The sequence below is a fragment of the Sphingomicrobium clamense genome (assembly GCF_019264355.1).
In the GTDB taxonomy this organism is placed as follows: Bacteria; Pseudomonadota; Alphaproteobacteria; order Sphingomonadales; family Sphingomonadaceae; genus Sphingomicrobium; species Sphingomicrobium clamense.
Map to the genome: position 1 here is coordinate 123047 of NZ_JAHVAH010000001.1, position 24778 is coordinate 147824.

Here is a 24778-nt window from a genome sequence, read left to right on the forward strand (position 1 = left end):
AAGCTGGGCTAGAGCGCGAAGCGAATGAACCACGCCTTCCCCTCCCCGGCCACCTGGAGCCCCTCGCGCTGGCGCCAGCGCGACGCCCGGCAGATGCCGCATTATGACGATCCCGCATTGTTGCTGGCGGTCGAAGAGCAGCTCGCCGCCGCCGCGCCCGTCGTGACGCCTGCGGGATGCGCGAGGCTGCGCGAAGAGATGGCGAAGGTCGCGAAGGGCGAAGCATACCTGCTGCAGGGCGGCGACTGCGCGGAAAGCTTCAACGACGCGGTTGCCGATCGTGTGGCGCGGCTGTCGGGCCTGTTCGACGCGATGGACGGCGTGCTGTCGGACGGACTAGGCCTCCCCATTCTTCACGTCGCACGGATAGGCGGACAATTTGCCAAGCCACGCTCGGCCGCGACCGAGGCGCGCGGGCCGGTCGAACTGCCCGCCTATCGCGGCGATATCATCAATGGCATCGGCTTTTCGGGCGAGGAACGCCGCGCCGATCCGCAGCGCATGCTGCGCGCGCATTTGCAGTCGGTCGGGACGGTGGCGACGCTTAAGGCAGCGCGGGGCGGACGCGACCCGGTCTATACCAGTCACGAGGGCCTGTTGCTCCCTTACGAGGAAGCGCTGACGCGGCAGGACGAGGACGGGCGCTGGTGGGCGACCTCGGGCCATATGCTGTGGCTCGGCTATCGCACCAACGATCTCGATGGCGCGCATGTCGACTATCTGTCGGGCATCGAAAATGTCGTGGGCGTCAAGGTCGGGCCGGGCATGGACGCCGACCAGGTGCTGGCGCTCGCCGAGCGGCTCGACCCGCGAAACCGCGCGGGCAAGCTGCTGCTGATCGCGCGCTTCGGGGCGAAGAGAATCGAAGCCGAGCTGCCTGCGCTGATGCAAGCGACCCAAGCCGCAGGCCTCAACGCCGCGTGGAGTGTCGATCCGATGCACGGCAACACCGAGACGATCGAAGGACGCAAGGTCCGGCGCGTCGATGCGATCGAACGCGATATCGCCGCTTTCTTCGCGATCGCGCGGGCACAAGGCGTGCATGCCAGTGGCGTGCATCTGGAAATGAGCCCCGACGACGTGACCGAGTGCCTGGGCGGAAGCGGGCCGACCGACCCGAGCGATCTCGACCGCGCCTATCGCACCGCCTGCGACCCCCGTCTCAACCCGGGCCAGGCCACCGCGCTCGCCAGTTTCATCGCGGGGCTCGCATGAGCGCCATGAGGGGGGCGGCGTCGCCCGAATATGGCGGCACGGCCAGCGTGCCCGGCGACAAGTCGATCGCGCATCGGGCGCTGATCCTTGCTGCACTGGCGCAGGGCACCAGCCGGATTTCGCGGCTTCCGAGCGGCGAGGACGTGGCATCGACCCGCAAGGCCGTCGAAGCGCTCGGCGCGACCGTCGAGGCGGATGGCGACGACTGGCTGGTCACCGGCTGCGAATGGACGTCGCCGCCAGGCGACATCGATTGCGGCAATAGCGGGACGTCGGCCCGGCTGCTGATGGGCGCGGCGGCAGGATTTGAAGGGCTAAAGGCGACGTTCGTCGGTGACGAAAGCCTGTCGCGGCGGCCGATGCGGCGGGTGATCGATCCACTCTCGCGCATGGGCGCGTCGTTCGATGGCGGCGATACGCTACCGATCACCCTCACCGGCGCGACGCTGGGCGGGATCGATTTCTTGCAGCCGGTCGCCTCGGCGCAGGTGAAGACCGCGATCCTGCTGGCCGGACTGCGCAGCAGCGGGCCGGTGCGTGTGGTCGAGCCATTTGCCAGCCGCGATCATAGCGAAGTCATGCTGGCGCAGTTCGGGGTCGAAGGGTCGGTCGAGGAAATCGTCGACGGGCATGCGGTGTCGCTGGGCGACGCGCGCGCGCTGACCGCGACCGACGTCATCGTTTCGGGCGATCCATCCTCTGCGGCGTTCCTGTTCGCAGGTGCGGCGATCACGGGTGGGACCGTCACCGTCACCGACCTCAACGTCAACGCGACGCGGACCGGCTTTCTCGAGGCGCTCGACGCGATGGGCTGCACGGTCGAATTCGCCAATCCGCGCGATTGGGCGGGCGAGCCGGTTGCCGATGTGACGGTCAGCCGAACGCGCACGCTCCAGCCGATCGAATGGCATCGCGACAAGGTGCCGGCGACCATCGACGAGCTCCCTCTGCTGGCAATCGTCGCGGCGTTCGCGGACGGCGAGAGCCTGCTCGAAGGTCTCGGCGAGCTACGGGTCAAGGAAAGCGACCGGCTGGGCGCGGTGATCGCGGGGCTGGCGGCCAACGGGGTGAGCGTTTTTCCCGACGGCGACGACCTGCGCGTGCTCGGACGGGGCGCGGTGCGCGGGGGCGGTCGGATCATGGTCGGGCACGATCACCGCATCGCGATGGCTTTCCTGACCATGGGGCTAGGCACCAAGCAAGCGATCACGGTCGACGATATCACCCCGATTGCCACTTCCTTCCCCGACTTCGTAGAAGTCATGCGGAGCCTTGGCGCCAATCTGGAGGACGCCCTATGAGCGTGAACAGTTTCGGGACCCTGTTCCGGCTATCGACCTGGGGCGAGAGCCATGGGCCCGCGATCGGCTGCATGGTCGACGGCTGCCCGCCTGGGCTCGAACTGGACGAAGCCTTCGTGCAGCGCTTCCTCGACCAGCGTCGCCCCGGCACGGGCAGGAATGTCTCCCCGCGGCAGGAGCCCGACCAAGTGCGCATCCTGTCGGGCGTCTATGAGGGCAAGACGACCGGCACGCCGATCGGGATGATGATCGAGAATGTCGATGCGCGCTCGAAGGATTATTCCAAGGACGCGCCCTATCGGCCGGGCCATGCCGATTACAGCTATGACGCCAAATACGGCATTCGCGATCCGCGTGGCGGCGGCCGCGCGAGCGCACGCGAGACGGCGATGCGGGTGGCGGGCGGCGCGGTGGCGCGTCTGGTGCTGGAAGGTATCGAGATTTCCTCGCGCGTCGACGCGATCGGCGGCGAGACCGATGCGTCCAAGTGGGAAGCGATGCTCGATGCGGCGCGCAGCGAGGGTGACAGTCTGGGCGCGCTGGTCGAATGTTCGGCTAGCGGAGTCCCGGCAGGCTGGGGCGCGCCGGTCTATGCCAAGCTCGACGCGGTGCTGGCGGGGGCGATGATGTCGATCCCGGCAGTCAAGGGCGTAGAGATTGGCGAAGGGCTGGGCGCCGCCGATCTCAAGGGTAGCGAGAATGCCGACGCGATGCGCGCGGGTGAAGACGGCCCGACCTTCGACGCCAATCATTCGGGCGGCATCGCGGGGGGCATTTCGACCGGGCAGCCAATCGTAGTGCGCGCCAGCTTCAAGCCGACGAGCTCGATCCGCAAACCCATCGCGTCGGTGAATGCCGCGGGCGAAGAGGTCGAGGCTTCGACTCGTGGGCGGCACGACCCCTGCGTGGGGATTCGTGGTGCGCCGGTGATGGAAGCGATGATGGCGCTGGTGCTGGCCGACGCCAAGCAGTTGCACCGGGGGCAGTGCGGCTAGGCCGCGTCCTTCCTCAAAATCCGCCGCGCCATCGGCATCGTCAGCAGTGTCGAGAAGACTGCCATCAGGACCAATGCGGTGAAGCTGGTCGCGCTGATCACGCCTTCGTCCAAGAGGATGTTGGCGAAGATGATCATGATCAGCGCCTTGGTCTGGAGCAGCCAGCCGACGAGCCGAGCCTGACCCTTGGGCCAGCCGAGCAAGTGACCGGCGAGTTTGGTGCCGATCAGCTTGCCCGCAACCGCCGCCAGCAGGAGGAGGAGCGCCGCGCCGAGCACGTCGAGCCCACCCATGTCCCAACGCGTCCTGAGGCCGGTCGACAGGAAGAAAACGGGCATCAGGAGCAGGAGCACCCGGTCGCGAAACTGGTCGAGCCGCTCGAGCCCGAACCAGTGAGCGTCGAGCACGGCGCCGGCGAGGAAGGCGCCGACCATGAAATGGAGCCCTGCCCAGTCGGCGGCGAAGGCCACCAGCAATAGCCAGCCGAGCGACAGCGCCCAAAGATCGCCGCCCTTGAGGCGTGCGAAGAGTTTGCGGGTGAGGATTGCGAGGATGGCGAAGGCAACGACGAACACGGCCTGCTTTCCGAGGCGGGCCGTATCGAGCAGGATCAGCGCGAGCACCCCCCAGACGGCGATATCGTCGAGGCTGGCGTAGCGCAGGATGCGCTGGCCGAGCGCGGTGCGCAGGATCTCGAGGCGCTCGAGAAAGAGGACGAGGATGGGGAGCGCGGTGACCGCGCAAGCCATGCCGATGCCCGCGACGAACTGCCAGGGCGCGCCCTCGGGTCCGATCCAGCGATTGTCGGTCAGGAGGATGAGGCCGGCGACCGCCCCGAGGGCGAGCGGGGCGAGGAGCGCGAGGCCCGAGGTCGTCAGCGCGTCCTTGCGTTCGCGCCAGGCGTGGCCGATGTCGACCTCGATCCCGGCGACGAACACGAACAGCATCACCGCCCAGGCGGCGAGCCCGAACAGCTGGTCAAGGGTGCGCGGGGTGAAGATCGCGTCATAGGCGGTGGGGACGAGCGCACCAACCAGCGCGGGGCCGAGCAGGATGCCGGCCATGATCTGGACCACGACCAATGGCGCGACGCGGTCGCCGCCAATCAGTCGCCACGCGAGCCAGGGCAGCGTGAAGATGATGAGCAAGGCGAGGAGGAAGGGCGCGTAAGCCGTCATCAATGGCACTTGAACCGGTCAAAGGGCTCGAGACAGGCGTTACACTGCCACTGCGACTTGCATGGCGTTGAACCGAAGCGGCTAATTTCTTTTGTGTCTAGCGAACCACATTGCGGGCATTCGACGTCCTTGCCCGGGTCGGGCGGGGCGATTCCGTAGGCCTTGAGCTTGGCCTTGCCCGCCTCCGTGATCATGTCGGTCGACCAAGGCGGGAAGAGGCGGGTCTCGATCGGAACATTGCGAAAGCCGTTGGCGTCGAGCGCTTCGCGGATCGACTGCTCGATCGCGACGGTGGCGGGGCAGCCCGAATAGGTCGGCGTGATGACCACGACGTCGGCGCTGACCTCGCGCACGATGCCGAGGTCCATGACCGACACGGCCGGAATCTCGGGATCGGGGACCCCGGCAAGCACCTCGCGGATGGCCTGCTCAGTCGACACGCTCGATCGCCAGCGCGATGCCCTGCCCCACGCCGATGCACATGGTCGCGAGCGCGCGCTTGCCGCCGGTGCGGGTGAGCTCCTCGGTCGCGGTCAGCGCGAGGCGCGCGCCGCTCATGCCGAGCGGATGGCCGAGCGCGATCGCGCCGCCGTTGGGGTTGACGTGCTCGGCATCGTCGGGGAGCCCGAGCTCGCGCAGCACGGCAAGGCCCTGCGCGGCGAACGCCTCGTTGAGCTCGACGATGTCGAAGTCGGTGATGTGGAGGCCGAGCCGCTCCATCAGCTTGGCCGAGGCGGGCGCGGGGCCGATGCCCATGATGCGCGGCGGGACGCCCGCGGTCGCGCCGCCCAGCACCTTGGCGCGGGGGGTGAGGCCGAATTTCTCGACCGCTTCGGCCGAAGCGACGATGAGCGCAGCGGCGCCGTCATTGACGCCGCTGGCATTGCCTGCAGTGACGGTGCCGTCGGGTTTGACGATGGGGCGCAGGCCCGCGAGCACCTCGAGCGAGGACAGGCGGGGATGCTCGTCGGCGTCGACGATGACGGGGTCGCCCTTGCGCTGCGGCACGGCGACCGAGACGAGTTCGGCGGCGAGGCGTCCGCTTTCCTGCGCGCGGGCGGCGCGGACCTGGCTCTCGTGTGCCATCCTGTCCTGGTCCTCGCGGCTGATGCCATATTCCTCGGCGACGTTCTCCGCAGTCTCGGGCATCGAGTCGATGCCATATTCGGCCTGGAGCCGCTTATTGACGAAGCGCCAGCCGATGGTGGTGTCGTAGACCGCATTGTCGCGCGAGAAGGCGGCATCGGCCTTGGGCATGACGAAGGGCGCGCGAGTCATACTCTCGACTCCGCCCGCGATCATGAAGTCGGCCTCGCCCGCCTTGATCGCGCGCGCGGCCATCGCGACGCAATCGAGCCCTGAGCCGCACAGGCGGTTGACCGTCGTCCCGGGCACCGCGTCGCCCAGCCCCGCCAGCAATGCCGCCATGCGCGCGACGTTGCGGTTGTCCTCACCTGCCTGGTTCGCACAGCCCATCATGATATCGTCGCATTGGTTCCAGTCGATTCCCGGATTGCGCTCTTTCAGCGCGGCCAGCGGGATCGCGGCGAGATCGTCGGCGCGGACCTTGGACAGCGCGCCGCCGAAACGGCCGATCGGGGTGCGGATCGCATCGCAGATATAGGCGTCGCGAAGCTCGGGCATGGAAGTCTCCTCTATTCGCGCCGGTCCTGCGACGAACTCAGGCGCTTTGCAAGGGCGGGCCTTGGCCCTAGGCTGGGCGGCATGGATATTCCCTCAGGCTGGAGCCACAGCGACGACGGCAAGGCGCTCCTGCGCACTTACGAATTTGCCGACTTCTCGGAAGCCTTCGCCTTCCTCACCCGCGTGGCGATGGAGGCGGAGAAAGCCGACCACCATCCCGAATTCACGAGCGTGTGGAATAAGGTCAAATTCCGCCTGACCAGCCACGATGCGGGCGGCGTGACCGAGCGCGACGTAAAGCTGGCCAAGATCATCGATAGTCTTCGTTGATGCATTCATCGGTGCGCCTTTTCTTCCGGACTGGGCTTCAAGCGCTGGTTGGCGCAGTCCTCGGCGGTGCACTTTTCGCGCTGTCGATCAGCGAGATTGCCCAACTTGGCGGCATCTTGTGGTTTGCCGCCCTTGGCGTCGCTTACTGCGACCAACTGTGGAACAAGTTTGTCGAGGATCGCGACCGCCGATAGGTCGCCTGTGCGACATTCACGCTTGCTTCAGGTCGATTTTCGCCTATTGTGCAGTGCAATGACTCGCTCGACCGCCCTTGTACGTCTCGCGATTTCGGCTGCTTTCGGCATGCCGATGTATCGTCGCACGTGCAAAATCGGGGCGGTGGAGACGCGTTAGACTAGTTAGCTAGAACCAACACGAAACCATCGCCCGCCCGGCCACCGCCCGGCGGGTTTTTTATTGTTTGCAAGAAGGAAGTCACGATGTTCCAGCCCCGTATCGCCGCCGCGACCGAGAAGGCCGACTGGCAGCGCTATCTCGTCGCTGAAAACTGGTCACGCTTCACCCCGCGCGATCATGACACGTGGAACCGCCTCTATGCGCGGCAGGTCGCGCATCTCGAGGGCAAGGTTGTCTCCCCCTTCTTCACCGGGCTGCGCCGGCTCGACATGCAGGCGCCGATGATCCCCAAGCTCAAGATGCTCTCGGGCAAGCTGGAGGCGATCACCGGTTGGCGGCTGGTGTCGGTCGAGGGGATCGTCCCCGACGACGCCTTCTTCGCGATGCTCGCCGACCGCGTCTTCCCGATCGGAAACTTCATCCGCGACGGGCAGCATCTCGATTACCTGGAAGAGCCCGACTGCTTCCACGACATCTTCGGACACGTGCCGCTGCTCGCCTACCAGCCGGTCGCGCGGCTGATGGAGGCGCTCGGCCATCTCGGCGTCGCGGCCTGCGCGGCCGGCCATGGCGAGACGATCAGCCGGCTCTACTGGCATACGATCGAGTTCGGGCTAGCGCAGGAAAACGGGCAGACGCGGATCCTCGGTGCGGGGCTGGCCTCGAGCTTCGGCGAAGCGACCCATGCGCTGGAAGGCGACGTGCCGCGTCCGCGCTTCACGGTCGATCATGCCGCCGACACTGCCTACCGCAACGACACGTTCCAGCCGCTCTACTTCGTCTCGGACTCGCTCGAGGCCGCTACCGAGCAGCTCGAATCACTGTCGATCGAGGGGCTGGTGAAACTGGCCGCCTAGAGCTTCCCCCGCGGCCCGCCCCCGCTGGGCCGCACGCGCCCCGTCGCCCCATTTCCTCTCCGGGGTGGCGGGGCGTTCCCTATCTGGAGAGCAGGTAGCCGCCCGCGCAGGCGGCGAGCGACAGCAGCACCGACGCGACGACGTAGAGGGCCGCGGTCGCCGTTTCGCCGCGCTGCCAGAGCGCGAGCGCATCGAGGCTGAAGGCGCTGAAGGTGGTAAAGCCGCCGAGCAGCCCGGTGATGAAGAAAAGCTTGGCCGGCTGGCCGACGCCTTCGAGCGCGCCGATGGCAAGACCGATGACAAGGCCGCCGACGATATTCACCGCCAGCGTGCCGATGGGAAAGCCACTCCCGAACCAGGCCAGCGTCCACTTGCCGACGCCCCAGCGAAGCAGCGCGCCGAGCCCGCCGCCGAGGAACACCATCAGCGCGTGGATCAATGCGCGTCCTTGACCGGTTCGCCGCCGCCATGGAGCGGGTGGTGGCCGAAGGTGCGGGTGACGACCTGCACGATAATGAAGCCCCAGATGAAGCCGACGATGGCCGCGCCTAGCGTGTTGACGATCCACTGACCGACCGCATTCTCGCCCGCGATGGCGTCGGCGGCGGCATGGACCCAATCATAGACGAATTCGAGGAAGTGAAGCTCGTGGAAGCCGTGGAGGATGATCGAGCCGCCGACCCAGAGCATGGCGGCGGTGCCGACGACGCTGAGGAACTTGAGCAGCTTCGGGACGAAGGCGACGAGCCTGCGTCCGAAGGCGGCCGAGCCGCCCTCGCCCTTGGCCATGTGCAGCCCGATATCGTCGAGCTTCACGATCAGCCCGACCGAGCCGTAGACGATCAGCGTGACGGCGACCGCGACGATGGCGAGCGCGCCCGCCTGCATCCAGATGCCCTCGACAAGCCCCTGGCTGGTTAGTTCGTTGAGCGTGATCGCCATGATTTCGGCCGACAGGATGAAGTCAGTGCGGACCGCGCCCGACACCTGCCTCGCCTCGAGTTCGGCGGGCGTGTCGGCCTGTATCAGCGTCTTTTCGCCGTGATGATCGCCGGTGATTTTCTCGAGAATCTTCTCCACCGCCTCGAAGGCGAGGTAGGAACCGCCAAGCATCAGGATGGGATAGATCAGCCATGGCGCGAACTGGCTGAGCAGTAGCGCGGCGGGCAGCAGGAAGATCAGCTTGTTCTTCAGGCTGCCCTTGGTGATCTTCCAGATGATCGGCAGCTCGCGGCTCGGATCGAGCCCGGTGACGTAGCTGGGCGTGACCGCGGCATCGTCGATGATGACGCCCGCCGTCTTCGACCCGGCGCGCCCCGCGGCGGCGGCGACGTCGTCGATCGACGCGCTGGCAGTCTTTGCGATGAGCGCAACGTCGTCGAGCAGCGCGATCAGTCCTGAAGGCAAGTCGTTTCCCCTGTCCGTGTGGTCCTTGTCTCAAGCATAAGACGCTTCGCGGTTCAAATCGTGCCGCTTGGATTTATCCGCACCAGCGGCTAGTCGGGCTTCCATGCTGTCCATGGATTTCATCAAGGCCCACACCGACACGGTGAAAAAGGCCATTGCCGACAAAAATGTCGAGCTCGATCTCGACGCGCTGCTTGCCCTCGAAGAGGAAGTGAAGGGCGCGAAGCAGGAGATCGAGGCGTTGCGCGCCGAGCGCAACCGAATTTCGGGCATGTTCAAGGACGCCGCGCCCGAGGAGAAGGCCGAGCTTGGCAGACGAGCCAAGGAGGCAGGCAAGCGTGCGGGCGAGCTGGAAAGCGGGATCGCCGACAAGCAGCAGCAGCTGAAGGACATGATGCTGCTCGTCCCCAATATCCCTTATGAGGGCGCGCCGGTAGGGCCGGGCGAGGACGACAATATCGTCATTCGCACGGAAGGGGAGAAGCCGAGCTTCGACTTCACGCCGCGCGATCATGTCGAGCTGATGGAGATGAACGGCTGGGCCGACCTCCAACGCGTGACGCAGGTGTCGGGGAGCCGCACCTACTGCCTCAAGGGTCGCCTCGCGCTGCTCGAACAGAAATTGATGGCGTGGGCGCTCGAGACGATCATGGGCAACGGGTTCGATCCGATCACCGTGCCCGCCATCGCGCGCGAAGACGCGTTCGTGCGGCAGGGCCAGTTTCCGGGGCATCGCGAAGAGACGTACGAGCTGGAGAAGGACGACCTGTTCCTGGCGGGCACTGCCGAGGTGGTGCTGACCGGGCTGCATTCGGGCGAGATCCTCGAGGCGGACCAGCTACCGGTACTCTATGCGGGCTATTCGCCCTGCTTCCGCCGCGAGGCGGGGAGCGCGGGGCGCGACGTGCGCGGGCTGCTGCGCGTCCACCAGTTCGTAAAGGTCGAGCAATATGTCATCTGCGAGGCGGATGAGGCGGTGAGCGCCGAGTGGCACGCCAAGCTGCTCGCGGCGGCCGAAAGCCTGCTGCAGGCGATGGAAATTCCCTACCAGGTGATCGAGACGTCGACCGGCGACATGGGGCTGGGCAAGTATCGCATGAACGATATCGAGAGCTGGGTGCCCAGCCTCGACAAGTATCGCGAGACGCATAGCTGCTCGACGCTGCACGACTGGCAGGCGCGGCGCGCGAACCTTCGCTATCGCAACAGCGACGGCAAGGTGGTGCATGCGCACACACTCAACAACACGGCGCTGGCGAGCCCGCGCATTCTCGTGCCCTTTCTCGAGAACCACCAGCAGGCCGACGGGCGCGTGAAGCTGCCGCCTGCCATCGCCGCGCTGATGGGCGGGGAATATCTCTAGGCGAGGACCGCCTTAGAGCCGTCTTGTTGTTGCCATACACTCCCCCCATATTGGGAGTGTGAAGTGGTCGAAACAGCCTTTGCCGACGCCTGATCGCGAGGTCGATCCGGGCGATGTCGCGCCCTCCATGTGGTGGCGCGCACGGCTGGTCGCGTGGCAGATGCCGCGGCTTTTGGCCCGGCTTGGCCATCTCGATCCGCGCGGGCCCGAGGAAGGGCCGCCCGCGCTCGTCATCCCCGGCTTTCTCGCCAGCGACCGCTCGACCATGGAATTGCGCCGCGCCTTCGCCCGCTCGGGCTGGCGCGCGCATCCGTGGGGCATGGGCGTCAATCGCGGGGCGCGACCCGAAACGCTCGACCTGTTGTCCGAGCGGCTGGATGCGATCGAGGACGACCGCAAGGTGCTGATCGTCGGCTGGAGCCTCGGCGGGCTGTTCGCGCGCGCACTGGCGCATCACCGGCCCGACCGCGTGCGCGCGGTGGTGACGCTGGCGTCGCCTTTCTCGGGCGATCTCAAGACCAACACCAACGTGCGCCACCTCTACGAACGGATTGCGGGCCACGACGTCAACCAGCCGCCCTTTCCGCCGGGCGAGGGTAAGCCGCCCGTACCCAGCCTCGCCTTCTGGTCGCGCGAGGACGGGATCGTCGCGCCCAACGCCGCGCGCGGGTCGAAGGACGAGGTCGACCGCGCGATCGAGATCGACACGCACCATATCGGCGTCGTGCTCTACCGCCCCGCGCTGAGCCAGGTCTGCCATCAGGTGCGCGGCTTCGTCGAGGAATGCGAGGGCTGCTGCCCGATCCACGGATCGAAGCCCAACTAGCCCCGGACTTCCGGCAATTTTCGATAAATGCGAGTCGCCCGCTTGACTCGAATCGCGTGAACGCGGGATAAGAACAAAACTAGAACAGAGTATCGCGAGTCGTGTGGCGACAGGGTCTATCCTTGCGGCCGGCGACCGCACCGTGGGCGGCGCGAAGAGCGTCGGCGCGGGCGGTCGGTCATGGTCTTCTTCCCTCCTTCCGGGCCGGAACGGAGCGCGTGTCCCCGCGCCCGATGCCACAGCGCATGCCGCGCCCGGAGGGCGTCCGGCCGGGGCGGCCTCCCGACTTCCCGCCCCGGCCGGACCAACCTTGTCCGAACTTTTCGCCGTCCATCCGCGCGATGCGGGCTGGGCCGGGTTGCTGCTCGCGACGCTGCCGCGGGACGGAACGGTGCTGTGGGTGCAGGAACGCATGGCGATCCTGGAAGCCGGACGCGTACATCCGCCGGGCCTGCCGCCGATCGACCTCGTCCATGTCGAGGCGCGCGATGCGAAATCGGCGCTGTGGGCGATGGAGGAGGGGCTTCGATGCAGCGCGCTAGCCGCCGTCATCGGCGAGTTGTGGGGCGAGCCGCAGGCGCTCGACTTCACCGCCACGCGCCGCCTCGCCTTCGCGGCCGAGGCACATGGCGTGCCGTGTCATCTGGTACGGATCGGGGCGGCGGGCGCGAACCTGTCGGGTGCGCGCTTTCGCTGGCGCGCGGCCAGCGCGCCGAGTCTTGCCCATCCCTACAATGCGAAGGCACCGGGGCCGCCCGCGTGGGAGGCCGAACTGTTTCGCGCGCGCGGCGTTCCGCCGGGCCAGTGGGTGGTGGCGCATGAAGAGGGTGATCGCGATCTGGTTGCCGCGCCTGTCGATCGAACGCTGGGCGAAGATAGAGGCCGCCGCCGAGCAGGATAAGGATGCGCCGCCGCCGATGGAGCGCCGCGTCGCGCTGACCCGCGAGGGGCCGCACGGGCTGATCGTCCACGCGGTGAGCGATGCGGCGAGCGAGGGCGGGGCGCGCTCCGGGCAACGCCTGACCGATGCGCGCGCGCTCGACCCGTCGCTCGAGGCCGTGCCGTGCGACCTTCAGGGCGACACGGCGCTGATCGAACGGCTGGCGCGCTGGGCCGGGCGGTGGAGCCCCGAGGTCGAGGTCGACGGCGAGGATGCGCTGCGGCTCGACGCGACCGGGGTCGCGCATCTGTTCGGGGGCGAGAGGAAAATGCTCGACGAGATCGAGCGGCGCTTTGCAGGCCTTGGCCTCACCGCGCGCGTGGCGATGGCACCGACGCCTGCAGCCGCGTTCGCGTTGGCGAAATACGGATCCCCCGCTGGGGATGCGGGGCGGGGAATTTTGGACTTGGCATCCCCGCCCCGTAACAAGCTTGAACGCCGCTCGCAGCAGGGGCGGCTGGCGGCACTGCTCGCCCCGCTGCCGGTGGCCGCGCTGCGCCTGCCCGACACGGTCACGCGCACCCTGGAGCGGTTGGGGCTCAAGACGCTGGGCGCGCTTGCCGGCGTCCCGCGCCGCGGGCTGGCACGGCGGTTCAGGGAGCGCGACAACCCCTTGGATGCGCTCGACCGCATGCTCGGCCGCCGTGCCGAACCGCTCACCCCCACGCGGCTGGAGCCGCCACCGCGCGCGATGATGCGCTTTGCCGAGCCGGTGACCGACCCCGCGATCGGGCCGCAGGCGCTGGCGAAACTGGTCCCCGACCTCGCGCGCACGCTCGAAGCGAAGCGGCTGGGCGGGCGGCGGCTGGTGCTGAGCGGCTATCGCGTCGACGGCAGCGTGACGCAGGTCGAGGCCGCGACCGCCTACGCCACGCGCGACCTGACGCATCTCATACGGTTGTTGGCAGAAAAGGCGCAGGCGCTCGACCCGGGCTACGGGATCGACGCGGTGACGCTGACCGCGCTGTGGACCGAGCCGCTCGACGCGGCGCAGGATACGCTCGAGGGCGGGCAGCCGGCCGCCGTCGCGGTGGGGCAGCTGACCGACCGGCTCGCCGCCAAGCTGGGTGCCGAGCGGGTCTGCCGTCCCCAACCCTTTGCGAGCCACAAGCCCGAACATGCCAGCGGCTGGCGACAGGCGCTCGCCGACCCGCAGGAGGTCGAAGAGCCACCGCTCAAGGCCCCGCGCCCCGAACGGCTGCTCGACACGCCCGAGGCGATCGCGGTGATCTATGCCACGCCCGAAGGGCTGCCCCGCCGCTTCATGTGGCGCCGCGCAGTGCACGATATCGCGCGCGTCGAGGGACCCGAGCGGATCGCGCCCGAATGGTGGCGCGAGCGTGGCACTGCGCGGCTACGCGACTATTATCGCGTCGAGGACAAAAGCGGGCGGCGCTACTGGATCTATCGCGAGGGGCTGTTCGGGGACGGACGCGGGGGCGATCCGACCTGGTACATCCACGGACTGTTTGGATAGGCCATGCCCGACAAACCCGGACCACCATCGAAGCGCAAGCTGATGCTTGCCGACGGGATGCCGACCCCGGTCATTCCGCGCGCCGACTATGTCGAGCTGGCGGTCGCCACCCCCTTTTCCTTCCTCGAGGGCGCATCGGACGCGATCGAGCTGGTGCTGGCCGGCATGGACAAGGGCATGGACGCGATCGGGGTCGCCGACCGCAACAGCCTGGCGGGCGTGGTGCGCGTGCACAGCGCGGCGAAGGCGGCGGGGATGAAGCCTCTGATCGGTTGTCGGCTCGATCCCGTCGATGCGCCCGAGCTGCTCGCCTACCCGCTCACCCGCACTGGCTACGGCAACCTCTCGCGCATGCTGAGCCAGGCCAAGATGCGCTGCGACAAGGGCGAGTGCGACATCCGCCTGCCCGAGATTGCCGCGCTCGCCGAAGACATCGCTTTCATCGCGATGCCCGATGAGGACCTCGACGAATTCGCGAAGATGCTGCCCGCACTGGTGCGCGCGCTGCCGAACATGCGCCATGTCGCGGCAAGCTATCTCTATCGCGGGGACGATGTCGCGCGGATCGAGCGGATCGACCGGCTGGCGCGTGGACAGGGCCTTTCGATCCTCGCCACCAACGACGTCCATTATCACGCGCCCGAGCGGCGACCGCTCCAGGACGTGATGACCTGCATCCGCCACAAGACCACGATTGCCGAGGCCGGGTGGCGATTGCACGCCAATGCCGAGCGGCATCTGAAGTCGCCGGACGAGATGATCGCCTTGTTCGAGAAATGGCCGCACGCGATCCGCGCGACGCGCGACTTTGCCGACGCGATCGACTTCTCGCTCGACGAGCTGAAATATGAATATCCGCAGGAGACCTGTCCCGGCGGGCGCACCCCGCAGCAGCATCTCGAGCATCTGACCTGGGCGGGGTCGAGCCGGCGCTGGCCCAAGGGCGTGCCCAAGACGATCATCGCGCAGCTGCGCCACGAATTGCGGTTGATCGAGAAACTCGACTTCGCTCGCTACTTCCTCACCGTCCACGACATCGTCGCCTTCGCGCGCTCGCTCGACCCGCCCATCCTGTGCCAGGGGCGCGGGTCGGCGGCAAACAGCGCGGTCTGCTACTGCCTCGGCATCACCAGCGTCGACCCGTCGACCACCGACCTGCTGTTCGAGCGCTTCATCTCCGAAGAGCGCAAGGAGCCGCCCGACATCGACGTCGATTTCGAGCATGAGCGGCGCGAGGAGGTGATCCAGCACATCTACCAGAAATATGGCCGCGAACGGGCCGGCATCGCCGCGACCGTCGTCCACTACCGCCCGCGCATGGCGATCCGCGAGGTTGGCAAAGTCATGGGGCTGTCCGAAGACGTCACCGCCGCGATCGCGGGGACGGTGTGGGGCAGCTGGGGCGAGGAAGTGGGCGAGAACCGCGTCGAGGAGGCAGGCCTCGACCTTGCCGACCCGCATTTGCGCCGCACGCTCAAGATTGCCGAGCAATTGATCGGCATGCCGCGCCACCTCTCGCAGCATGTCGGCGGCTTCATCCTTACCGAGAAACCGCTGGTCGAGACCGTACCCGTGGGCAATGGCGCGATGACCGACCGCAGCTTCATCGAGTGGGACAAGGACGATATCGAGGAACTGGGCATTCTCAAGATCGACGTGCTTGCGCTGGGCATGCTGACCTGCTGCCGCAAGGCGTTCGATCTGATCGAAAACCACCATGGCGAGCGCTGGACGCTGGCGACCGTCCCGCGCGAGGAACCGGGGGTCTACGACATGCTGTGCGAAGGGGATTCGCTGGGCGTGTTCCAGGTCGAGAGCCGCGCGCAGATGAACATGCTCCCGCGCCTTCGGCCGCGCCAGTTCTACGACCTTGTCATCGAGGTCGCGATCGTGCGCCCCGGCCCAATCCAGGGCGACATGGTGCACCCCTATCTGAAGCGCCGCAGCGGCAAGGAGCCGGTGGAGTATCCGCGCCCGGGCGCCGAGCATGGGCCGCCCGACGAGCTGGAAAAGATCCTCAAACGCACGCTGGGCGTCCCGGTCTTCCAGGAACAGGCGATGAAGATCGCGCTCGATGCGGCGAAGTTTTCGAGCGCGGAGGCGAACCAGTTGAGGAAGGCGATGGCGACCTTCCGCAGCCGCGGGACAATCGACCTGTTGCAGGACAAGATGGTCGGGCGGATGGTGACGCGCGGCTACGACCAGGAATTTGCCGAGCGCTGCTTCCACCAGATTCGCGGCTTTGGCGAATATGGTTTTCCCGAAAGCCATGCGGCGAGCTTCGCGCACCTCGTCTACATTTCGAGCTGGCTCAAATGGCGCTACCCGGCGGCGTTCGCGGCGGCGCTGCTCAACAGCCAGCCGATGGGCTTCTACGCCCCCGCGCAGATCGTGCGCGACGCGCGCGAGCACGGGGTCGAGATCCGCCCCGTCGACGTCAATCACAGCGAATGGGACTGCACGCTGGAGCCGACCGACGCGAAGCCGGTGGCGCAGCGGCGTAGCTGGGGCTCGACCGCCTTGCCCGCGCAGGATTGGACGCCCGACAGCCTGCCGCCGCCCAGCCCCCGCATGGCGCTGCGGCTGGGGCTGCGCTGTATCGAGGGGATGCGGCTCGATGCGGCGACACGGATCGTCGCGGCGCGGGGCGACACACCCTACAGGGATGTCGAGGAGGTACGGCGGCGATCGGGCGCGGGCGTGGCGGCGATCGAGCGACTGGCCGAGGCGGATGCGTTCCGTTCGCTGAAGCTCGACCGGCGCGCTGCGCTGTGGGATGCGAAGGCACTGAAAGGCGCGCCCGACCTGCCGCTCTTCGCCGCCGCAGACGCGCGCGACGAAGGCTGGGAGGTCGAGCAGGTGCGCCTCCCGACCATGCGCCTGTCCGAGCAGGTGGTGAACGACTACCAGACCACGCGGCTATCGCTGAAGGCGCATCCGATGCAGTTCCTGCGCCCCCATTACGAGGCGATGGGCTGCGTACGTGCTGGCGACCTTCGCGACATGCGCTACGGGCGGCGGGTGACGCTTTCGGGGCTCGTGCTCATTCGCCAGCGGCCGGGCAGCGCCAAGGGCGTGTGCTTCATCACGCTGGAGGATGAAAGCGGGGTCGCCAACCTCGTCGTGTGGCCCGACGTGTTCGACGCGCAGCGCAAGATCGTGATGGGTTCGCGGCTGATGCGCGTGACCGGCATCGTCCAGCATGACGAGGCGGTGGTCCACGTCATCGCCGCGCGGCTGGAGGACGATACGCACCTGCTCCAGCATCTCTCGCAGGACCTGATGCCGACCACCCAGGGGCGCGGCGACGGGGGCGGCTCATGGAAGCCGCAGACCAGCGGCATCCACCCGCGCAACGTCCACTGCATCCCCAATTCGCGCGACTTCCACTGAAAATAATGTCCGATTCCCGCCACATTGCGTTCATGCGAGCGCCATCGTGGCGGTGATAATGCATACTCATGAAGTTGCGTCCGATCCCCAGCGCCCTGGCCCTTGCGGCTATGACGGCGATCGTTCCTGCCCAGGCCGCCAACCCTGCCCCGATCGAGGGCAAGTGGCGCAAGGGCAATATGGAGGTCGAGATCCGGCCGTGCGCCGATGCCTGGTGCGCGACCGTGACCGACGCCAGCGAAAGCCAGCGCGCCAAGGCCCGCAAGGGGTCGGGCGTCGAACTGCTCGGCCTGACGATGATCCGCGACCTGCGCCCCGACAAGAAGCCGGGCCGTTACAAGGGCCGCGTGTTCATCGCCGACCGCGACATGACGGTCAAAGGCACCGTCACGGTCATCAACGACCAACGGATCAAGGTGCGCGGCTGCGCGGTGATCGGCCTCATCTGCCGCGAACGCGAATGGGTGCGTACGGGGCGCTAGGCGCTCAGCCCAATTCCCCCGCCAGCACTGCTTCCTGCAGCGCGGCCATCTCGTCGGCCCAGTAGCGGTCACTGATCAGATAGGCGCTGTGGGCGCGGATCTTTTCGTGGAGCGCCTGCAGTTTCGGGCTGGTCTTCAAGGGCGCGTGATAGTCGACGCCTTGCGCGCCCGCGATCAGCTCGACCGCGACCACCCCCGCCGCGTTGCGTGCGATCTGGCCGGCCTTGCGCGCGGCAATCGGCGCCATCGAAACATGGTCTTCCTGCCCCGCACTGGTCGGGATCGAATCCACGCTGGCGGGATGGGCCAGCGTCTTGTTCTCGCTGACCAGCGCCGCAGCGGTCACCTGCGGAATCATCAGGCCGCTATTCACCCCGCCATCGTCGATCAGGAAGGCGGGCAGCCCGCTCATCTTGGGATCGACCAGCACGCTGGTGCGGCGTTCGGACAGCGACCCGACCTCGCATAGCGCCATGGCGATGATGTCGGCGGCGAAGGCGACCGGCTGGGCGTGGAAATTGCCGCCCGAAATGGCTTCGTCGGGCTCGTCCTCGGCAGTGCCGAACAGGACCGGGTTGTCGGTGACCGCGCGTGCCTCGACCTCGAGTATCTCGGCGGCCTTGGCGAGCAGGTCGGACGAGGCGCCCATGACCTGCGGCTGGCAGCGGAAGCTGTACGGGTCCTGCACGCGGCCGCAGCGGTGATGGCTGTCGACGATCTCGGAGCCTTCGAGCCAGTCGCGCAGCGCGGCTGCGACGCGGATCTGTCCCGGCTGGCCGCGCAGTTCGGAGATACGCGGATCGAACGGTTTGACGCTGCCCTTCAGCGCATCGACCGACAAGGCGCCCGCCGCGAGCGCGGCGTCGAACACACGTTCGGCAAGGAACAAGGCATCGAGCGCGATGGCGGTCGACGCCTGCGTCCCGTTGATCATCGCCAGCCCCTCCTTGGGGCCGAGCACGACCGGGTCGAGGCCGATGGCCTTGAGCGCGTCGGCGGCGGGCATGCGCTCGCCCTTGAGGTCGATCCATCCCTCGCCGAGCAGGGTCGCGGTCATGTGCGCGAGCGGGGCGAGGTCGCCCGATGCGCCGACGCTCCCCTGGCTTGGAACCTCGGGGATGGCATCGGCATCGACCAGCGCCTGCAATGCCTCGACCAGTTCCAGCCGCACGCCCGAGGCGCCGCGACCAAGCCCGATCAGCTTGAGGATCATCATCAAGCGCGTGACGTGGCGCGGGAGCGGTTCGCCCAGCCCGCAGCTGTGCGAGAGGATGAGGTTACGCTGGAGCTCGGCCAGCCGTTCGGCGGGGATACGCTCGCTCGCGAGCAATCCGAAGCCGGTATTCACGCCATAGACCGTCTCGCCAGACGCGACGATCCGTTCGACCGCCTTGTGGCTCTGGCGGATGGCGTCCTTCGCGCTGTCGGCGAGCTTACAGTCGGCGCCGCGCCACAGCTGACGAAGCTGGTCGAGCGAAACCTTTGGTGGGTCGAGTATCATGCGCCGCCTCTGCCAGAAAAGCGCTTGCCAGTCACAGTTTTTTCAAGCGTGAACAGAGGATGCGCAAACCGGATCGACTATCGTTAATCCTGTGTTGACCATCGCAGGTTAAACACCTGCCGAAATCATCAGGGGGTTACCATGCGTATCTTCAAATTGCTGATTGTCGACGAAAATGCTGCGAGCGCGATTGAATATGCCGTCGTCGCGTCGCTAATCGCGGTGGCCGCGCTGGCGGGCTACCAGAACCTCGGCAACGGGGTCACCAACCAGTATAACGGCATCGAAACCGAGATGGACTGACGCGTCAGTCGAGCATGGGCAGATCGAGCCCCTGCTCGCGCGCGCATTCCTTGGCGATTTCATACCCTGCATCGGCATGGCGCATGACGCCGGTGCCGGGATCACTCCACAGCACCCGCTTCAATCGCTCGGCAGCATCGTCGCTGCCGTCGGCGACGATCACGACGCCGCTATGTTGCGAATAGCCCATGCCAACGCCGCCGCCATGGTGGAGCGAGACCCAGGTCGCGCCGCCCGCCGTGTTGAGCAGCGCGTTGAGGAGCGGCCAGTCGCTGACCGCGTCCGATCCGTCCAACATGCTTTCGGTCTCGCGGTTGGGCGAAGCGACCGAGCCTGAATCGAGATGATCGCGGCCGATCACGACCGGCGCGTTCAGCTCTCCGTTCCTCACCATTTCGTTGAAGGCGAGCCCGAGACGGTGGCGCTGGCCTAGCCCAACCCAGCAGATGCGCGCGGGCAGCCCCTGGAAGGCGATGCGCTCCTTGGCCATGTCGAGCCAACGATGGAGGTGCGGGTCGTCGGGGATCAGCTCCTTCACTCTCGCGTCGGTCTTGGCGATATCCTCGGGATCGCCCGAGAGCGCGGCCCAGCGGAACGGGCCGATACCGCGACAGAAGAGCGGACGGACGTAAGCCGGAACGAAGCCGGGGAAGTCGAATGCGTTCTCGACGCCTTCGTCGAAAGCTTCCTGACGGATATTATTTCCGTAATCGAAGGTCGGGATGCCCATTTCGTGAAACGCAAGCATGGCGCGAACATGTGCAGCCATCGACTTTCGTGCCTCTGCCGCGACCAGCGCCGGATCCTTCTCGCGCATCTCGACCCATTTCGCGGCGCTCCAGCCGGCAGGGCAGTAGCCGTTGGCCGGATCGTGCGCCGACGTCTGGTCGGTCACCGCGTCGGGACGGATACCTTTTTCGACCATTTCGGGGAGGATTTCGGCAGCGTTGCCGAGGACGCCGACGCTGACCGGACAGTCTGCCTTCCCGATAATCTCGAGCGCCTCCTCGATGCTGGCGGCGCGATGGTCGAGATATCGGGTTTCGAGCCGCTTCTCGATCCGGCTTTCCTGGCATTCGATGGCGATGCAGTGCGCGCCCGCCATGACGGCCGCGAGCGGCTGCGCGCCCCCCATCCCGCCAAGGCCCGCGGTCAGGATCCACTTGCCCGACAGGTCGCCGCCAAAATGCTGGCGGCCCATTTCGGCAAAGGTCTCGTAGGTGCCCTGTACGATCCCCTGGCTGCCGATGTAAATCCAGCTGCCCGCGGTCATCTGGCCGTACATCATCAGGCCCTTGGCATCGAGCGCGTTGAAATGCTCCCAATTGGCCCATTTGGGGACGAGGTTGGAGTTGGCGATCAGGACGCGCGGGGCATCCTTGTGGGTCGGAAAGACCCCGACCGGCTTGCCCGACTGGACCAGCAGCGTCTCGGTCTCTTCCAGCCGCTCGAGCGTCTCGACGATCTTGTCGTAGGCAGCCCAATTGCGCGCCGCGCGACCGATCCCGCCATAGACGACCAGCGCCTGCGGGTCCTCCGCCACATCAGGGTCGAGATTATTCTGCAGCATGCGGACCGCCGCTTCAGTGGTCCAGTGTTTGGCGATCTTCTCGGCCCCGGTGCGGGCGCGGATGATACGGCTATTGTCGCGTCGAGCATTGGTCATGGCACGCCTCTAGCGCCTGTCGCCGCGAAGCCCAAGGCCCGTTGCATCGCGCAAGCGGACCTGCAACGGGTCGCAGAACGAAGGAGTTTGCATGGCCGACCTGGTTGCGAATGCGCGTGCGATCATGGCACATATCGCCCACAAGCTCGAAGCCGACATCAGCGTCGAGCTGTGGAATGGCGAGGTGGTGCCGCTCGGACCGGGCGCGCGCGACGACATCCGGCTGGCCATTCGCTCCCCGCAGGCGATCGGGCGACTGGTGCGCTCGCCCAAGCTCATGACGGTGTTCGAACTGTTCATCGCCGGACAGCTCGATTTCGTCGGCGGCAGCCCGCTCGAGGCGCTCGACCGATGGGACCATATGCGCGCGCTGGGCCTGAAGCGGACGCTCGACAAGTGGTTGCTGCTGAAGAATGCCTGGCCGTTCCTGTTCGTACGCGGCGACGCGAAAGGCGGGCTCGACTTCGACAAGCGTGTCGCCGACAGGCCTGAGGAGGGTCGCGACGACCAGGAACTGATCGCCTTCCACTACGACGTGTCGAACGAATTTTACGAGCTCTTCCTCGACCCCGAGATGCAATATTCGCCGGGCTATTTCGCCGCGCTCGACACCGAACTGGCGGCGGCACAGATCGCCAAGATGGACCATATCTGCCGCAAGCTCGCGCTGGAGCCGGGCGACCGCGTGCTCGACATCGGCTGCGGGTGGGGCGGCATGGCCTGCCATACGGCCAAGCATTTCGGCGCGAGCGTGCACGGCGTGACCCTGTCGCAGGAACAGCATGACGAGGCGATCGCGCGCGCGGAGCGGATGGGGGTGAGCGACCTCGTCACGATCGAACTGTGCGACTTCCGCTCGATCGTGCCCGAGGGACAGTATGACAAGATCATCCAGGTCGGCATGTTCGAACATGTCGGACTGGACAATCACGACGCCTATTTCCGCCATGTCCACGACCTGCTGCGCCCGCGCGGGCTCTACCTGCACGACGCGATCACGCGCCGCGCGCCGCTCGACCCAAAGTTGCTGCGCAAGCCGACCTCCTACATGAAGGTGCTTAACCGCTATATTTTCCCGGGCGGGGAGCTCGACCATATCGGCATGACGATCACCAATATGGAGCGCAACAAGTTCGAAATTCGCGACGTCGAGAGCATGCGCGAACATTATTTCCTCGCGCTCAAGGCGTGGAGCGAGAATCTCTACGCGCGTCGCGAAGAGGCCGAGCGCATGGTGGGGGGCGGACGCGTGCGGCTGTGGCTGATGTATTTCGCGCTGTCGGCGATGGGCTTCAGGCGCGGCGCCATCTACGACTTCCAGACGCTGGCGATGCGGCGGCGAACGGGACTGACCGGCCTCCCCTTGTCGCGCGCGGACAGCTAGGCGTCCGCGCCCGCGACGATGCGGCGGTCGGGGCCGGGCAGGCCGATCCAGTAGCCAAGCTCCGCCAGATTCTCGACATTCCAGGCGCATAGGTCGGCGCGTTTGCCGGGCGCGAGCGCGCCACGGTCATGCGCTAGCCCGAGCGCGCGGGCGGCATGCACGGTGGTCCCCGCGACGACTTCCTCGGGGGTCAGCCCGAACAAGGTGCACCCCATGTTCATGACCAGCGGGAGCGACAGGGTCGGCGAAGTACCCGGATTGCAATCGGTCGCCACGGCGATCGGAACCTTGTGCTTCCGCAGGAGGTCGACCGGCGGCGGTGTTGTGTCGCGCAGGCAGTAATAGGCGGCGGGCAGCAGCACAGCGACCGTGCCCGAAGCCGCCATCGCCTTCACCCCGGCCTCGTCGAGATGTTCGAGATGGTCTGCCGACAGCGCCTTGTGCTTGGCGGCGAGCGCGGCGCCCTGCTGGTTGGAGAGCTGCTCGGCATGGAGCCGCACGGGGAGCCCGACCGCCTGCGCGGCGGTAAAAATCTTCTCCACCTCGTCGCGGGTGAAGGCGATGCCTTCGAGATAGGCATCGACGCTGTTGGCGAGCCTTTCGCGCGCGACGGCGGGGATCGTTTCTTTCGCGACGCGGTCGACATAGTCGCGGCGGTCGACGCCCGGCGGCAGCGCATGGAGCGCGAGCAGCGTCGGGACCACGGTCACGCCCTTGTGGCCGTCGAGTGACTTCGCGACGCGCAGCATCTTCAATTCGGTCTCGACATCTAGCCCGTAGCCCGATTTGACCTCGATGGTGGTGACGCCGCTTTTGGCCAACGCTTCAAGGCGGCGGCGGGCGGAGGCCAGCAGCGCTTCCTCGCTCGCGGCGCGGGTCTTGGCGACGCTCGAGACGATGCCGCCGCCCGCCTCGGCGATCTCTTCATAAGTCGCGCCCGCGCGGCGCATGGCGTGCTCCTCGGAACGATTGCCGCCGAACACGAGATGGGTGTGGCAGTCGATCAGCCCGGGCGTGACCCACGCCCCGCCCAGCGCAGTGACCTGGGCGGCGCGGAAACCCGCCAGTTCGGTCCGCTTGGCGACACGCACGATCTTGCCGTCGTCGATGCCGATCGCGGCATTTTCGATGATGCCCAGCGGGTTGCCCGGCTGGGGGACCATGGTGGCGACGTGGCAGTCGGTGAGGAGGCGTTCCCACATGAAGGCTGGCGATGCGCCCATGCCGTGCTATCCGTCAAGCCATGAGCTGGCCCAACCTTGCCGATTTGCTGGTCGAACGAGACGCCGATGCGCCGATCGGACTGGTCGGCGCGCCGCTGGCGACCGGATCGGTGACGCCAGGAAGCTGCGACCTCGCGCCCGAATTGCTGCGCAAGGTCATGGCGCGGATCGGCCGCTACGACATCGATACGGGCGAGGAGCTTGCCAGTCGGATTGCCGATCATGGCGATGTCGCGATTGCGGGGCTGAGCATCGAAGACGCCACCGGCCCCATTCGCGACGCCTGCGCGATCAGCGTCGAGCGCCACGACCTCACGCTGCTCATCGGTGGGAACAATGGGGTGACGAGACCGGGCGTACACGCGCTGGGGCTGCCGTTCGAACGAGTCGGCCTCATTACGCTCGACGCGCATTTCGACATGCGCGAGACCGAGCAGGGCCTGCGCAACGGCAATCCGGTCCGCGCGCTGATCGAGGACGGGCTGCCGGGCGCCAATATCGCGCAGATCGGGCTTGCGCCGTTCGCCAATAGCGCCGCGATGCACCGCGACGCGCTCGCAGCGGGCAATCGCGTCATCACGCAGGCGCAGGTCGACGAACATGGCATCCATGCCGCGGTCGAAGCGGCGCTGGCGCATGTCGCGCACTGCGACGCCATCATGGTCGACTGCGACATCGACGTGATCGACCGGGCGCAATTCCCGGGTGCGCCGGGCGCCCGGCCCGCCGGTATGCAGGCACGAGACTTCTTCGCTGCCGTGCGCGCGCTCGCGGCGCAGCCGAAGGTCAAGATGATTGACCTTTGCGAATGGGATCCGCCGCTCGACCCGACCGACCTGTCGAGCCTCGTCGCGGGCCGCTGGCTCGCCGAACTGCTCGCCGGCTTCGAAAGCCGCTAAAGAAAAAGGCCGGAGCGAACCCCGGCCTTTCCCTGTT

Annotated in this window: 22 protein-coding genes; 14 read left to right on the forward strand and 8 right to left on the reverse strand. The window is 67.0% G+C overall.

Translation table 11 applies throughout. From position 1 onward, the window contains the following. The first annotated feature begins 24 nt into the window (after positions 1-24). The 3 genes from KTQ36_RS00580 to KTQ36_RS00590 are packed head-to-tail and all read left to right on the forward strand — an operon-like array spanning position 25 to position 3511. Positions 25-1215: a 3-deoxy-7-phosphoheptulonate synthase gene (locus KTQ36_RS00580; protein WP_255553908.1), complete on the forward strand. Its 1191-nt coding sequence runs from the start codon at positions 25-27 to the stop codon at positions 1213-1215. Then, positions 1212-2516 carry a 3-phosphoshikimate 1-carboxyvinyltransferase gene (gene aroA, locus KTQ36_RS00585; protein ID WP_218631854.1) on the forward strand — a complete coding sequence of 435 codons (1305 nt, stop codon included), beginning with the start codon at positions 1212-1214 and terminating at the stop codon, positions 2514-2516. Before KTQ36_RS00580 ends, aroA begins: the two co-directional genes overlap by 4 nt. After that, the gene (locus KTQ36_RS00590) at positions 2513-3511 is read left to right on the forward strand and encodes a chorismate synthase (protein ID WP_218631855.1); all 999 of its coding nucleotides are present in this window, start codon (positions 2513-2515) and stop codon (positions 3509-3511) included. The genes aroA and KTQ36_RS00590 overlap by 4 nt, the downstream gene beginning before the upstream one ends. Here the strand turns inward: KTQ36_RS00590 and KTQ36_RS00595 are convergent. From KTQ36_RS00595 to pcaF, 3 genes are read right to left on the reverse strand one after another with little or no spacing between them, the layout of a single operon-like run. Then, entirely contained in the window at positions 3508-4689 is a 1182-nt protein-coding gene (locus KTQ36_RS00595) for a cation:proton antiporter (protein ID WP_218631856.1), read from the reverse strand. The two genes, KTQ36_RS00590 and KTQ36_RS00595, sit on opposite strands and share 4 nt — an antisense overlap. Next, on the reverse strand, positions 4689-5129 hold the full coding sequence (gene paaD / locus KTQ36_RS00600; protein WP_218631857.1) for a 1,2-phenylacetyl-CoA epoxidase subunit PaaD: 441 nt from the start codon (positions 5127-5129) through the stop codon (positions 4689-4691). Before paaD ends, KTQ36_RS00595 begins: the two co-directional genes overlap by 1 nt. Continuing rightward, positions 5119-6333: a 3-oxoadipyl-CoA thiolase gene (gene pcaF / locus KTQ36_RS00605; RefSeq protein WP_218631858.1), complete on the reverse strand. Its 1215-nt coding sequence runs from the start codon at positions 6331-6333 to the stop codon at positions 5119-5121. The genes paaD and pcaF overlap by 11 nt, the downstream gene beginning before the upstream one ends. A gap of 81 nt (positions 6334-6414) precedes the next feature. Between pcaF and KTQ36_RS00610 the strand changes: the two genes are divergently transcribed. Together KTQ36_RS00610 and KTQ36_RS00615 are read left to right on the forward strand one after the other, a co-directional pair. Beyond that, positions 6415-6663, forward strand: a complete 249-nt coding sequence (locus KTQ36_RS00610) for a 4a-hydroxytetrahydrobiopterin dehydratase (protein WP_218631859.1) — start codon at positions 6415-6417, stop codon at positions 6661-6663. A 440-nt stretch (positions 6664-7103) separates the two neighbouring features. After that, a complete protein-coding gene (locus tag KTQ36_RS00615; RefSeq protein WP_218631860.1) occupies positions 7104-7877 on the forward strand; it encodes a phenylalanine 4-monooxygenase in 774 nt (257 codons plus the stop codon). Between the two features lie 79 nt (positions 7878-7956). Here the strand turns inward: KTQ36_RS00615 and crcB are convergent, their stop codons facing one another. Both crcB and KTQ36_RS00625 read right to left on the reverse strand, forming a co-directional pair. Continuing rightward, positions 7957-8316, reverse strand: a complete 360-nt coding sequence (crcB, locus tag KTQ36_RS00620; protein ID WP_255553909.1) for a fluoride efflux transporter CrcB — start codon at positions 8314-8316, stop codon at positions 7957-7959. Further along, positions 8313-9284 carry a DUF808 domain-containing protein gene (locus KTQ36_RS00625; protein WP_218631861.1) on the reverse strand — a complete coding sequence of 324 codons (972 nt, stop codon included), beginning with the start codon at positions 9282-9284 and terminating at the stop codon, positions 8313-8315. The genes crcB and KTQ36_RS00625 overlap by 4 nt, the downstream gene beginning before the upstream one ends. Positions 9285-9396: 112 nt before the next feature. Here KTQ36_RS00625 and serS point away from each other — a divergent pair, with 112 nt between their 5' ends. The 6 genes from serS (at position 9397) to KTQ36_RS00655 (ending at position 17765) form a co-directional block, all read left to right on the forward strand. After that, the gene (serS, locus tag KTQ36_RS00630; RefSeq protein ID WP_218631862.1) at positions 9397-10647 is read left to right on the forward strand and encodes a serine--tRNA ligase; all 1251 of its coding nucleotides are present in this window, start codon (positions 9397-9399) and stop codon (positions 10645-10647) included. Between the two features lie 79 nt (positions 10648-10726). Then, the gene (locus tag KTQ36_RS00635; protein ID WP_218631863.1) at positions 10727-11473 is read left to right on the forward strand and encodes an esterase/lipase family protein; all 747 of its coding nucleotides are present in this window, start codon (positions 10727-10729) and stop codon (positions 11471-11473) included. A gap of 310 nt (positions 11474-11783) precedes the next feature. Then, positions 11784-12374, forward strand: a complete 591-nt coding sequence (locus tag KTQ36_RS00640) for an ImuA family protein (protein WP_218631864.1) — start codon at positions 11784-11786, stop codon at positions 12372-12374. Further along, complete coding sequence (locus KTQ36_RS00645; protein WP_255553910.1) at positions 12292-13890, forward strand: DUF6504 family protein; 1599 nt, start codon at positions 12292-12294, stop codon at positions 13888-13890. Before KTQ36_RS00640 ends, KTQ36_RS00645 begins: the two co-directional genes overlap by 83 nt. Positions 13891-13893: 3 nt before the next feature. Continuing rightward, positions 13894-17283, forward strand: coding sequence for an error-prone DNA polymerase (locus KTQ36_RS00650; protein ID WP_218631865.1), 3390 nt, complete (start codon positions 13894-13896; stop codon positions 17281-17283). Between the two features lie 110 nt (positions 17284-17393). After that, positions 17394-17765, forward strand: coding sequence for a DUF2147 domain-containing protein (locus tag KTQ36_RS00655; protein ID WP_218631866.1), 372 nt, complete (start codon positions 17394-17396; stop codon positions 17763-17765). A gap of 4 nt (positions 17766-17769) precedes the next feature. Here the strand turns inward: KTQ36_RS00655 and hutH are convergent, their stop codons facing one another. Then, on the reverse strand, positions 17770-19266 hold the full coding sequence (gene hutH, locus KTQ36_RS00660) for a histidine ammonia-lyase (RefSeq protein WP_218631867.1): 1497 nt from the start codon (positions 19264-19266) through the stop codon (positions 17770-17772). 141 nt (positions 19267-19407) lie between these two features. Here hutH and KTQ36_RS00665 point away from each other — a divergent pair, with 141 nt between their 5' ends. Beyond that, positions 19408-19569: a Flp family type IVb pilin gene (locus tag KTQ36_RS00665; protein WP_218631868.1), complete on the forward strand. Its 162-nt coding sequence runs from the start codon at positions 19408-19410 to the stop codon at positions 19567-19569. 4 nt (positions 19570-19573) lie between these two features. Here the strand turns inward: KTQ36_RS00665 and hutU are convergent, their stop codons facing one another. Continuing rightward, positions 19574-21235 carry a urocanate hydratase gene (hutU, locus tag KTQ36_RS00670; RefSeq protein WP_218631869.1) on the reverse strand — a complete coding sequence of 554 codons (1662 nt, stop codon included), beginning with the start codon at positions 21233-21235 and terminating at the stop codon, positions 19574-19576. A 91-nt stretch (positions 21236-21326) separates the two neighbouring features. On the opposite strand from hutU, the gene KTQ36_RS00675 reads away from it, so the two are divergent. Beyond that, positions 21327-22619 carry an SAM-dependent methyltransferase gene (locus tag KTQ36_RS00675; RefSeq protein ID WP_218631870.1) on the forward strand — a complete coding sequence of 431 codons (1293 nt, stop codon included), beginning with the start codon at positions 21327-21329 and terminating at the stop codon, positions 22617-22619. Here KTQ36_RS00675 and hutI read toward each other — a convergent pair. Continuing rightward, the gene (gene hutI, locus KTQ36_RS00680) at positions 22616-23842 is read right to left on the reverse strand and encodes an imidazolonepropionase (protein ID WP_255553911.1); all 1227 of its coding nucleotides are present in this window, start codon (positions 23840-23842) and stop codon (positions 22616-22618) included. The genes KTQ36_RS00675 and hutI overlap by 4 nt on opposite strands. A gap of 20 nt (positions 23843-23862) precedes the next feature. Between hutI and KTQ36_RS00685 the strand changes: the two genes are divergently transcribed. Then, positions 23863-24741: an arginase family protein gene (locus tag KTQ36_RS00685; protein WP_218631871.1), complete on the forward strand. Its 879-nt coding sequence runs from the start codon at positions 23863-23865 to the stop codon at positions 24739-24741. Positions 24742-24778: the final 37 nt, after the last annotated feature.

What these genes read in the sequence shown, in the direction of transcription:
- KTQ36_RS00675 (WP_218631870.1), top strand. Translation starts at nt 21,327, where the DNA reads ATGGCCGACCTGGTTGCGAATGCGCGTGCGATCATGGCACATATCGCC.
- KTQ36_RS00590 (WP_218631855.1), top strand. Translation starts at nt 2,513, where the DNA reads ATGAGCGTGAACAGTTTCGGGACCCTGTTCCGGCTATCGACCTGGGGC.
- hutU (WP_218631869.1), bottom strand. Translation starts at nt 21,235, where the DNA reads ATGACCAATGCTCGACGCGACAATAGCCGTATCATCCGCGCCCGCACC.
- KTQ36_RS00580 (WP_255553908.1), top strand. Translation starts at nt 25, where the DNA reads ATGAACCACGCCTTCCCCTCCCCGGCCACCTGGAGCCCCTCGCGCTGG.
- KTQ36_RS00610 (WP_218631859.1), top strand. Translation starts at nt 6,415, where the DNA reads ATGGATATTCCCTCAGGCTGGAGCCACAGCGACGACGGCAAGGCGCTC.
- KTQ36_RS00655 (WP_218631866.1), top strand. Translation starts at nt 17,394, where the DNA reads ATGACGGCGATCGTTCCTGCCCAGGCCGCCAACCCTGCCCCGATCGAG.
- serS (WP_218631862.1), top strand. Translation starts at nt 9,397, where the DNA reads ATGGATTTCATCAAGGCCCACACCGACACGGTGAAAAAGGCCATTGCC.
- KTQ36_RS00665 (WP_218631868.1), top strand. Translation starts at nt 19,408, where the DNA reads ATGCGTATCTTCAAATTGCTGATTGTCGACGAAAATGCTGCGAGCGCG.
- aroA (WP_218631854.1), top strand. Translation starts at nt 1,212, where the DNA reads ATGAGCGCCATGAGGGGGGCGGCGTCGCCCGAATATGGCGGCACGGCC.
- KTQ36_RS00685 (WP_218631871.1), top strand. Translation starts at nt 23,863, where the DNA reads ATGAGCTGGCCCAACCTTGCCGATTTGCTGGTCGAACGAGACGCCGAT.
- hutI (WP_255553911.1), bottom strand. Translation starts at nt 23,842, where the DNA reads ATGGGCGCATCGCCAGCCTTCATGTGGGAACGCCTCCTCACCGACTGC.
- KTQ36_RS00595 (WP_218631856.1), bottom strand. Translation starts at nt 4,689, where the DNA reads ATGACGGCTTACGCGCCCTTCCTCCTCGCCTTGCTCATCATCTTCACG.
- hutH (WP_218631867.1), bottom strand. Translation starts at nt 19,266, where the DNA reads ATGATACTCGACCCACCAAAGGTTTCGCTCGACCAGCTTCGTCAGCTG.
- pcaF (WP_218631858.1), bottom strand. Translation starts at nt 6,333, where the DNA reads ATGCCCGAGCTTCGCGACGCCTATATCTGCGATGCGATCCGCACCCCG.
- KTQ36_RS00650 (WP_218631865.1), top strand. Translation starts at nt 13,894, where the DNA reads ATGCCCGACAAACCCGGACCACCATCGAAGCGCAAGCTGATGCTTGCC.
- KTQ36_RS00645 (WP_255553910.1), top strand. Translation starts at nt 12,292, where the DNA reads ATGAAGAGGGTGATCGCGATCTGGTTGCCGCGCCTGTCGATCGAACGC.
- KTQ36_RS00615 (WP_218631860.1), top strand. Translation starts at nt 7,104, where the DNA reads ATGTTCCAGCCCCGTATCGCCGCCGCGACCGAGAAGGCCGACTGGCAG.